We start from the raw sequence: 10,639 nt of genomic DNA on the forward strand, positions 1-10,639 counted from the left end.
AGGAAATCGATGATCTTCGGGCGTTCTCAGCGCGGCAGGCCGCCGGTCGAGCCCGTCACGCTGAAGATCCTCGTGGCCGGCGGCTTCGGCGTGGGCAAGACCACCCTCGTCGGCGCGGTCAGCGAGATCAGACCGCTGCGCACCGAGGAACTGCTCACCGAGGCCGGGCGGCCCGTGGACGACGTCAGCGGTGTGGAGGGCAAGCACACCACCACCGTGGCGATGGACTTCGGCCGGATCACGCTGCGCGAGGACCTGGTGCTGTACCTGTTCGGCACACCCGGACAGGAGCGGTTCTGGTTCATGTGGGACGAGCTGTCCGAGGGCGCCCTCGGCGCGGTGGTCCTCGCCGACACCCGCCGCCTGGAGGACTGCTTCGCCGCCGTCGACTACTTCGAGCGGCGCTCCATCCCCTTCCTCGTCGGCGTCAACTGTTTCGAGGGCTCGGCCCGCTACCCGGCCGAGACCGTCCGCCAGGCCCTCGACCTCGACACCGAGGTACCGCTGGTGATGTGCGACGCCCGTGACAAGGAGTCGGTCAAGGAAGTCCTCGTGGGCGTCGTCCAGCACGCGATGGCCCAGGCGGCGGACCGGCGCCGGCCCGTCACCACCTGAGCCACGCCCACGCGTCCGACGGTCCGGCACCCGGCCCCCACGCTTCGCGACCCCGCAGGGCGGGTCACGCGACGCGCGGGCCGGGTGATCTCCGCCTACTTCCCTCACGGAGCCCCCGCCTGATAGATGCAGGGGACATGACACGACTCTCCACCGCCGTACGCGGACTGGTCACCACCGTCGCCGCCCTGCTCGCCGTGACCACCGCCCCCGCCACCGCCCAGGCCGCTCCCGAACCCGGGGCGCCCGAGGACTTCGTGGCGCTGAGAAGCGTCGACCCCACGATCATCCAGGAGATGCGCTACGCCACCGGGCACAACTTCGTCGGCGAGCGCATCGACGGCTACCGCCAGCCGCTGTGCATCCTCACCCGCCCCGCGGCCGAGGCCCTCCACCGCGCCCAGACCCGTCTGCTGAGCCAGGGCTACTCCCTCAAGGTGTACGACTGCTACCGCCCGCAACGCGCCGTCGACCACTTCGTCCGGTGGGCCGAGGACCTCGGCGACCAGAGGATGAAGCCCGAGTTCTACCCGAACGTCGACAAGACCCGCCTGTTCGACGACGGCTACATCGCGGAGAAGTCCGGCCACAGCCGCGGCTCGACCATGGACCTCACCCTCGTGGAACTCCCGGCCAGACCCACCCGCCCGTACCACCCCGGGCAGCCGCTGGTGCCCTGCTTCGCACCCCGGGACGAGCGCTTCCCCGACAACTCCGTCGACATGGGCACCGGCTTCGACTGCTTCGACACCCTCTCCCACACCCTCGACCCCCGCGTCAGCGGCATCCAGCGCGCCAACAGGCTGCTGCTCAAGAACACGCTGGAGGACGCCGGCCTCGTCAACCTCCCCGAGGAGTGGTGGCACTTCACCTACAAGCCCGAACCCCACCCGGACACCTACTTCGACTTCCCGGTCTCCGCGAAGTCACTGTCCGGCCGCCACTGAGCCGCCCGCCGGAGCCGCCCCGTCCGTGATCGGATACAGTCCGCCGCGTGTCCGAAAACGAAACCTCCGTTCCCAACTCCGCGCCGGACTCCCACTGTTCGCGCTGCGGAACGCCCTACGGAGAGGGCGTCTCCGGCTGGCCCCGCACCTGCCCGGCCTGCGGCACCACGGCCTACCGCAACCCGCTGCCGGTGGCGGTCGCCCTCCAGCCCGTGTACGACACCAAGGGCACCGCCCTGGTCGTCATCACCCGCACCGTGCCCCCCGCCCTCGGGGGAGTCGCCCTGCCGGGCGGCTACATCGACGACCGGGAGGACTGGCGGCAGGCCGTCGTCCGCGAACTCGAGGAGGAGACGGGCATCCACGCGGCGAGCCGCGACGTACGACTCGCCGACGCCATGAGCTCGCCCGACGGCCATCTGCTGCTCTTCGGACTCCTCCCGGAGCGGCCCGCCGAGGACCTCCCGCCGTTCACCGCCACCGACGAGACCGGGGACCGGCGTCTCCTGCGCCGGGCCGAGGAGCTCGCCTTCCCCCTCCACACCCGGGCCGTGCGGGCCTGGTTCGAAGGCCGCTACATCTGAGCCGGGCGCTCCGCCAGCCCGCGGACGCGCACCGGCCGGGACGGCGCACCCGCGCCGTCCTCACCCTCCCGCTCCACCACCACCCGCCGGCCCTCCCAGCGGACGGCGTACCGCTCGGTCGCCGGTTCCTCCCAGCCGTCCCCGGCGTCCGGCACGACCAGTCCGCCCCCGGCCCGGCCCCGGGCGGGCGCCCACACCTCCAGCTCGAGCCGCCCGTCCTCCCCGCGCACGGGAACGACCGCCCCCGCGCGCGCGAACACCGGAATCCGGCCCGGCGGAGCATCCACGAGCACCTGCGCCGGCCCCTCGTACGCCCGCTCCGTCACCGTGTCGTACCAGCGCCCCCGCGGCAGCCGCACCGCCCGCCCGTCCGCGCCGGGGTCCAGCACCGGCGCCACCAGCAGGCAGTCGCCCAGCAGAAAGGCGTCCTCGCAGTCCCGCAGGACCCGCTCCTCGGGCGCCGACCACCACAGCGGCCGCACATAGGGCGCACCCGTACGCCGGGCCAGATGCGCCAGCGTCACGAAGTACGGCAACAGCCGCCGCCGCTCCACCAGCACCCCGCGCGCGTGCTCCAGCACCTCGGCGCCGAAATCCCACGGCTCGCGGAACTCCGCCCGCGCACCCGCGTAGGTACGGAACAGCGGCAGATACGCCGCCAGTTGCAACCACCGCAAGTACAGCTCGGGCGACGGACCGTCCCCAGGGCCGCCCACGTCCGGCCCCGAGTACGGCACCCCGCACAGTCCGAGCCCCAGCACCAGCGCCAGCGACGTCCGCAGCCCCGGCCAGCCCGCGCCCGCCTCCCCGGACCACGCGCCCCCGTACCGCTGCATCCCGGCCCAGCCCGAGCGCGCGAGGACGAACGGCCGCTCCTCGGGCACCAGCGCCCGCAGGCCCTCGTACCCGGCCCTGGCCATGCACAGCGCGTACACGTTGTGCCCCTCGCGATGATCGCCGCCGCGCCCCTCCAGCCGGTGCCGGGCCGACCGGGGCAGCGTCGGATCCCCGAACGCCGCGAACGACACCGGCTCGTCCCGCTGGTGCCAGAACCCGGCGAACCCCCGCTCCAGCCGCTCCGCGCACAACCCGCCCCACCACGCCCGCACGCGCGCGTCCGTGAAGTCCGGGAACACCACGTCCCCGGGACTCCCCACCCCACGCACCACCGGTCCGGAGGCTCCCCGTACGAACACGTCCGCGTCCGTCCCGCCGTCGTACGGCGCATGCCCCGGCACGGCCGGGACCCCGGGATCGACGACCGACACCAGCCGGATCCCGTCCCGCCGCAGCTCCTCGGCGAGGACCGGCAGCTTGGGGAACCGCTCCTCGTCGAGGGTGAAGTTCCGACGGGCGTCGAGGTGATCGACGTCCAGGTGAACGGCGTCGACCGGCAGTTCACGCTCCTGGTAGCCGGCGACGACCCGCCGCAGCTCCTGCTCATCGCCGAACTCGCGCCGTCCGTGATGGTGGCCGAGCGCCCACGCGGGCGGCACCGCCGGAGCGCCGGTCAGCGAGGCCCAGGCGAGCAGCACACGCGCGGGGGTCCCCACCATCACCCAGCAGCGCAGCGGCCCCCCGTCCATCCGCAGCACGCTCCGGCCCGGCCGGTCGTGCCCCGACCCGGCACCCTCCTCGCCCTCCCGCAGGGTCACCGAGCCGTCCCACGCGTTGTCGTGGAACACCAGGTGCGTCCCCGCGTCGGCCACCACCAGCTGCACCGGCATCGTGACCGACGCCGACGCGTCCCGCGCGGCGGAGCCCGCCCGGCCGGGACCCCCGTTCCACAGCCGGTACACACCGTCGCGCAACCGGGGCCCCGAGGCCCGCCCGCCGAGCCCGAAGAACCGGGCGTCCGCCGTCACCTCCGACCGCTGCGTCCAGCGCGCGGGACCACCGTCCACCGGCTCCCACCACCGGGGCGGCAGCTCACGGCGCAGGACCACGCCCCCCGGGGTACGCACCTCCACCGCGCCGTGCCGCGACACGGCCACCGTCACCCGCTCGGCCACCACCCGCCGGCCGCCGTCCTTGTCCGGCTCCAGCACCGCCCGCGGATCCGGCTCCGGACAGCGGCCCGCCAGCGCGTACGACGGCTCCGGCGCCGCCCCGTCCCAGCCCCAGAACACCGCCCCGTTCACGGCGACGAGGATCCGCAGCTCCGAACGGCCGAACCGGATCACACCACCCCCGGGCGCGGGCTCCACCTCTCGCATCGCCCCCGGCACCCGCGCTCGCTCCGCCCCGCGCGGCGGCAGCCCCGCGGCGTCCGCACGCCGCCTGCGCCACGCCGCCCGTACGGTACGCAACCCCTGCGCCGGCCCCGCGGAACCGAACGTCTTCATCGAACGCACCAGGTCACGACCGTCCATGCTGCTCACCCTGCCACCGACCGCCCTCGTCGCGGGCCGCGTTCAACTGCCGTTCACCCGTGACAGGACCACATCTTCCCGACACCGACTATGTGCGGCGGACCCTGGTGCGGAAGTCGATCACATGGCATCGTCCCTGTCAGCCGCGTCACGCGCACACCCCAGCCCGTGCGCGGAGGACGCACACGACGCGCACAGTCCGGGAGCCGCCCCATGTCGACCATGAACCCCCAGCCGCTCTGGCAGCCAGATCCGCAGCGCATCGCCCAGGCACGGATCACCAGGTTCCAGTCCTGGGCGGCCGAGCACCACGGCGCCCCCGCCGAGGGCGGTTACGCCGCCCTGCACCGCTGGTCCGTCGACGAGCTGGACACCTTCTGGAAAGCCGTCACGGAGTGGTTCGACGTACGCTTCTCGACCCCTTGCACGCGCGTGCTGGCCGACCGCTCGATGCCCGGCGCCCAGTGGTTCCCCGGCGCCACCCTGAACTACGCCGAGCACGCCCTGCGCGCCGCGGCCACCCGCGCGGACGAACCGGCCCTGCTGTACGTCGACGAGACCCACGAGGCGACCCCCGTCACCTGGTCGGAGCTGCGCCGACAGGTCGGGGCCCTCGCCGCCGAACTGCGCGCCCTCGGCGTCCGCCCCGGCGACCGCGTCAGCGGCTACCTCCCGAACATCCCCCAGGCCGTCACCGCCCTCCTCGCCACCGCCGCCGTGGGCGCCGTCTGGACCTCCTGCGCCCCCGACTTCGGCGCCCGCAGCGTCCTGGACCGCTTCCAGCAGGTCGAACCCGTCGTCCTCTTCACCGTCGACGGCTACCGCTACGGCGGCAAGGAGCACGACCGCCGCGACACCGTCGCCGAACTGCGCCGCGAACTGCCCACCCTGCGCGCCGTGGTCCACATCCCGCTCCTCGGCACCGAGACCCCCGAGGGCGCCCTCGCATGGGACGCCCTCACGGCCGCGGACACCGACCCGGTCTTCGAGCAGGTGCCCTTCGACCACCCCCTGTGGGTGCTCTACTCCTCCGGCACCACCGGCCTGCCCAAGGCCATCGTCCAGTCCCAGGGCGGCATCCTGGTCGAACACCTCAAGCAGCTCGGCCTGCACTGCGACCTGGGCCCCGAGGACCGCTTCTTCTGGTACACGTCGACCGGCTGGATGATGTGGAACTTCCTCGTCTCCGGCCTGCTCACCGGCACCACGATCGTCCTCTACGACGGCAGCCCCGGCTTCCCCGCCACGGACGCCCAGTGGCGCATCGCGGAACGCACCGGCGCCACCCTCTTCGGCACCTCCGCCGCCTACGTCATGGCCTGCCGCAAGGCCGACATCCACCCGGGCCGCGACCTGGACCTCTCCAGCGTCCAGTGCGTCGCCACCACCGGCTCCCCGCTGCCGCCCGACGGCTTCCGCTGGCTGCACGACGAGGTGCGCGAGGACCTGTGGATCGCCTCCGTCAGCGGCGGCACCGACGTCTGCTCATGCTTCGCGGGCGCCGTCCCCACCCTCCCCGTGCACATCGGCGAACTCCAGGCCCCCGGCCTGGGCACCGACCTCCAGTCCTGGGACCCCAACGGCGAACCCCTCACCGACGAGGTCGGCGAACTCGTCGTCACCAACCCCATGCCGTCGATGCCGGTCCGCTTCTGGAACGACCCCGACGGCAGCCGCTACCACGACAGCTACTTCGACACCTACCCCGGCGTCTGGCGGCACGGCGACTGGATCACCCTCACCTCCCGCGGCTCCGTCGTCATCCACGGCCGCTCCGACTCCACCCTCAACCGGCAGGGCGTCCGCATGGGCTCCGCCGACATCTACGAGGCCGTCGAACGGCTCCCCGAGATCCGGGAGTCCCTCGTCATCGGCGTCGAACAGCCCGACGGCGGGTACTGGATGCCGCTCTTCGTGCACCTGGTCCCCGGAGCCGTCCTCGACGACACCCTGCGGACCAGCATCAAGCGCACCATCCGCGAACAGCTCTCCCCACGCCACGTCCCCGACGAGATCGTCGAGGTCCCCGGCATCCCGCACACCCTCACCGGAAAGCGCATCGAGGTCCCCGTCAAGCGCCTCCTCCAGGGCACCCCACTCGAGAAGGCCGTCAACCCCGGCTCCATCGACAACCTCGACCTGCTCCACTTCTACGAGGACCTCGCCCGCAAACGCGCCTGACCGGGCCCGCACCGGGCCGGCCGCCCGCACGACGGCAGCCGGCCCGAGCCCGCCCGGCCCCCGTTGTCAGTGCCGCCGGTTACGGTGAGTGAGCATTGATCGACTGCGCACAGGGGGAAAAACATGGCGCACACCGACCAGACGATGCGACGCGTCCTGCGCCGCGAGATCGCCGGCACCTTCGGACTGCTCACCGACGAGCACGACTTCCGCGCCATGCGGCGCTACCGCAGCTTCACCTTCGACGACCACGCCGCCTACCTCCGCCAGGTGGAGGCGGTGCTCAGGACACGAGCCTCCCAGGGCACCCACACCACCGTCGCCCTCTTCGACCCCGAGGACTACGCCGAGTTCTGCGCGACGGCCGGCCTCGATCCCGACCTCCCCGCCACCCGCACCAGGTTCACCGCCGAACTCGCCGCCCACGGCCCCACCGTCCCCTACGACGGACAGCCCCTCGCCGACCTCGTCCCCACCCTCGTCGACGAAGCCGTCCGCCAGGCCACCTGGGAGTACGCCTCCACCCTGCTGGCCCGCCTCGGCACCTGCGCCACCTGCGGCGAGGACCTCGGCCGCGCCGCGTTCGCCCGCGCCTCCCGCCTCCTGACGCGCATCGTGGAGACCGCCCCGGCTGGCCACCGGCACCTGGTCTGCAGCGTCTCGACCGCACCGGAAGCCCTCACCACCGTCCTCCACGCCGACGACGACACCGAGGACGCCCCGCGACTGGACGAGGCCGACGCCCTGGAGTTCACCGCCGTCCTGGCCCTCGGCCTCGCCACCCACACCCCCGGCGGCCTCGTCATGCGGACCACATCCCCCGGCAGCCCCGACCGCATCTACGGCTGGCGGCTGCGCGGGTACGGCCTCGTCCCCCTCACCGCCGGCGAGGTCTTCGACGCCTACTGCACCGACGTCGAGTCCGGAGACCTGATCTCCCCGGAATCCAACGTCGACTACTGCGCGCCGCCCGACCTCGGAGACGACGCCGCAGCGCCGGGACACCGCCACTGAAACGCGAGGGGCGCCCCACCCGAAGGCGGAGCGCCCCTCACCACAGCCACGGCAGCGGCTTCAACAGCCCCTACTCGCCCGACAGCACCGCCTGAGCCGCGTTGCGCGCCTCCTCGGCACTGTCCGCCGCACGGGCGGCCGCCGCGGCCCGCTCGCACTGCGCCAACGTGAACTTCGCCAGCGTCGCCCGTACGTAGGGGAGCGACGCCGCGCCCATGGACAGAGAGGTGACGCCCAGACCGGTCAGCACACAGGCGAGCAGCGGGTCCGACGCGGCCTCACCGCAGACACCGCAGCTCTTGCCCTCGGCCTTCGCCGCTTCGGCGGCCAGCGCGACCAGGTCGAGCAGCGCGGGCTGCCACGGATCCTGCAGACGCGACACCGCGCCCACCTGACGGTCGGCGGCGAAGGTGTACTGCGCGAGGTCGTTCGTCCCCAACGAGAGGAACTCGACCTCCTGCAGGATCGAGCGCGCCCGCAGTGCGGCGGACGGGATCTCGACCATCGCACCGAACTTCGCCCGCAGCCCGGCTTCACGGCAGGCGTCCGCGAAGGCCTTGGCGTCCGCCCGGTCCGCCACCATCGGGGCCATGACCTCGAGGTAGACGGGCAGCCCCTCCGCGGCCCTCGCCAGCGCCGTCAGCTGAGTCCGCAGCACCTCGGGGTGGTCGAGCAGCGTCCGCAGACCCCGCACGCCCAGCGCCGGGTTCGGCTCGTCGGCCGGGGTGAGGAAGGACAGCGGCTTGTCCGCGCCGGCGTCCAGCACCCGCACGACGACCCGGCCCTCCGGGAACGCCTCCAGCACCTGCCGGTACGCGGTGACCTGCTTCTCCTCGGACGGCGCGTTCTCGCTGTCGTCCAGGAAGAGGAACTCGGTACGGAACAGGCCGACGCCCTCCGCCCCCGCCTCCACCGCGGCGGGCACGTCGGCGGGACCACCGACGTTGGCCAGCAACGGCACCTTGTGACCGTCGGACGTCGCCCCCGGCCCGGTCGAGGCGGCCAGCGCGGCCTTGCGCTCGGCGGCCTCCGCCTCCATCCGCGCCTTCTTCTCCGCGCTGGGGTTCACGAAGATCTCGCCGGTGCTGCCGTCCACCGCGATCACGGTGCCCTCGGGAAGCTCGCCGGCCCCCGGCAGCGCCACCACGGCCGGCACGCCCAGCGCCCGCGCCAGGATCGCGCTGTGGCTGGTGGGCCCGCCCTCCTCGGTGACGAAGCCGAGCACCAGTGTCGGGTCGAGCAACGCCGTGTCGGCGGGCGCCAGGTCACGCGCGATGAGCACGTAGGGCTCGTCGCTGTCCGGCACGCCCGGCATCGGCACCCCGAGCAGCCGGGCGACGATACGGTTCCGCACGTCGTCGAGGTCCGCGACCCGGCCGGCCAGGTACTCCCCGGCACCGGCCAGCAGGGCGCGGTACGCCGCGAAGGCGTCGTACACAGCGCGCTCGGCCGTGCTGCCGACGACGATCCGCCGTTCCACGTCCGCCATCAGCTCGGGGTCCTGGGCCATCATGGCCTGCGCCTCGAGCACCGCCTGGGCCTCGCCCCCCGCCAGGTTGCCGCGCGCCGTCAGGTCGGCCGCCACAGCCTCCACGGCCTTGCGGGCGCGCCCCTGCTCGCGCTCCGCGTCCTCCGCCGGAATCTGCTTGGCAGGCGGCTCGAGCACCGCCGTCCCCATGTGCCGAACCTCGCCGATCGCCACACCGTGGCTCACACCGACGCCTCGCAGCGTTGTCTCCATCTCACCCGTCCCGATAATGCGGCGGGTCCCGCCGCCGCGGTGGTTGTCCTACCAGCCGTCGTACGACGGCGTTGCCGTCACTTCCAGAGGAAGAGGCTCTCGCCGGCCTTCACTTCGCCGTCCTCGCGGAGATCCGTGAGCGCCTCGGCCGTCGCCTCGAGGGCCACGACCGGACAGACCGGTGACTTGCCGGCGGCCTCGACGGCCGCCGGGTCCCAGCGCACCACGGCCTGACCGCGCACGACGGTGTCGCCCTTGTTCACCAGCAGCTCGAAGCCCTCGCCGTTGAGCTGCACGGTGTCGATACCGAGATGGGTCAGCACACCGTGACCACTGTCGTCGACCACGACGAACGCGTGCGGGTGCAGAGACACGATGACCCCGTCCACAGGAGAGACAGCCTCGGAGGGCTCCCGAACGGGGTCGATGGCGGTACCCGGGCCGACCATGGCCCCGGAGAAGACCGGATCCGGCACTGCGGCCAGTCCGATGGCGCGTCCGGCAAGCGGGGACGAGACAGTGGTCATGGGAAGCCTCCCGGTGGTGGAGATCTGTACGGGCCGTCACTGCCTGTCCCGGACGGCACACTGTGCAGCAGCGTATGTCATAGGAAGTACCGGTTCCGCACGGATGTTCCGAATAGAGGTCTAGACCACAGTCACCAGTGATTTGCACCCGTTCCGAGGGCCCGTGTACAGTCGTCACTCCTGCCAGAGGTTGAGCGACATCAACTCGGTGTGCTCGTTCGGCAGGCACCCAACTCTTCAGATCCTATCTCTGGGTCGCCTTCTGCATGCTCGCAGGACGGTGGTCAGAGGGACCGGAAAAGCCTGATAGTGTTGGAAACACCGAAGGGAAGCGCCCGGAGGAAAGCCCGAGAGGGTGAGTACAAAGGAAGCGTCCGTTCCTTGAGAACTCAACAGCGTGCCAAAAGTCAACGCCAGATATGTTGATACCCCGTCTCCGGCCATCAGGCTGGGACGAGGTTCCTTTGAAAAAACACAGTGAGGACGCTGTGAACGGTCGGATCATTCCTCCGACCGTTCCGCTCCCGTGTGTGTCGCACCGGCGGTGTTAATTCACTGGCCGAGTAAACATTCACGGAGAGTTTGATCCTGGCTCAGGACGAACGCTGGCGGCGTGCTTAACACATGCAAGTCGAACGATGAACCACTTCGGTGGGGA

At 72.2% G+C, this 10,639-nt stretch carries 8 protein-coding genes and 1 rRNA gene; 6 read left to right on the forward strand and 3 right to left on the reverse strand.

What is annotated here, in order from left to right:
- Positions 1–9 precede the first annotated feature (9 nt).
- From ACFWJB_RS13540 to ACFWJB_RS13550, 3 genes are all read left to right on the forward strand, one after another.
- Positions 10–615, forward strand: a complete 606-nt coding sequence (locus ACFWJB_RS13540) for an ATP/GTP-binding protein (protein WP_385457747.1) — start codon at positions 10–12, stop codon at positions 613–615.
- A 137-nt stretch (positions 616–752) separates the two neighbouring features.
- The gene (locus ACFWJB_RS13545; protein ID WP_385457745.1) at positions 753–1,562 is read left to right on the forward strand and encodes a M15 family metallopeptidase; all 810 of its coding nucleotides are present in this window, start codon (positions 753–755) and stop codon (positions 1,560–1,562) included.
- A 47-nt stretch (positions 1,563–1,609) separates the two neighbouring features.
- Positions 1,610–2,146 (forward strand): NUDIX domain-containing protein, encoded by a 537-nt coding sequence (locus ACFWJB_RS13550; RefSeq protein ID WP_386922242.1) that lies wholly within the window; start codon positions 1,610–1,612, stop codon positions 2,144–2,146.
- Here ACFWJB_RS13550 and ACFWJB_RS13555 read toward each other — a convergent pair.
- The gene (locus tag ACFWJB_RS13555) at positions 2,137–4,518 is read right to left on the reverse strand and encodes a glycoside hydrolase family 31 protein (protein ID WP_386922244.1); all 2,382 of its coding nucleotides are present in this window, start codon (positions 4,516–4,518) and stop codon (positions 2,137–2,139) included. The genes ACFWJB_RS13550 and ACFWJB_RS13555 overlap by 10 nt on opposite strands.
- 213 nt (positions 4,519–4,731) lie before the next feature.
- On the opposite strand from ACFWJB_RS13555, the gene ACFWJB_RS13560 reads away from it, so the two are divergent.
- Both ACFWJB_RS13560 and ACFWJB_RS13565 read left to right on the forward strand, forming a co-directional pair.
- Positions 4,732–6,699 (forward strand): acetoacetate--CoA ligase, encoded by a 1,968-nt coding sequence (locus tag ACFWJB_RS13560; RefSeq protein ID WP_386922246.1) that lies wholly within the window; start codon positions 4,732–4,734, stop codon positions 6,697–6,699.
- Positions 6,700–6,822: 123 nt separating this feature from the next.
- Entirely contained in the window at positions 6,823–7,713 is an 891-nt protein-coding gene (locus tag ACFWJB_RS13565; RefSeq protein ID WP_385457737.1) for a hypothetical protein, read from the forward strand.
- A gap of 70 nt (positions 7,714–7,783) precedes the next feature.
- Here ACFWJB_RS13565 and ptsP read toward each other — a convergent pair whose 3' ends face one another.
- Positions 7,784–9,454 (reverse strand): phosphoenolpyruvate--protein phosphotransferase, encoded by a 1,671-nt coding sequence (gene ptsP, locus ACFWJB_RS13570; protein ID WP_385457735.1) that lies wholly within the window; start codon positions 9,452–9,454, stop codon positions 7,784–7,786.
- A 77-nt stretch (positions 9,455–9,531) separates the two neighbouring features.
- On the reverse strand, positions 9,532–9,981 hold the full coding sequence (locus tag ACFWJB_RS13575) for a PTS glucose transporter subunit IIA (protein WP_385457733.1): 450 nt from the start codon (positions 9,979–9,981) through the stop codon (positions 9,532–9,534).
- 570 nt (positions 9,982–10,551) lie between these two features.
- Between ACFWJB_RS13575 and ACFWJB_RS13580 the strand changes: the two genes are divergently transcribed.
- A 16S ribosomal RNA gene (locus tag ACFWJB_RS13580) occupies positions 10,552–10,639 on the forward strand; the annotation flags it as partial.

Origin of the sequence: Streptomyces sp. NPDC127100, from assembly GCF_042724095.1 — a bacterium.
Taxonomy (GTDB): domain Bacteria; phylum Actinomycetota; class Actinomycetes; order Streptomycetales; family Streptomycetaceae; genus Streptomyces.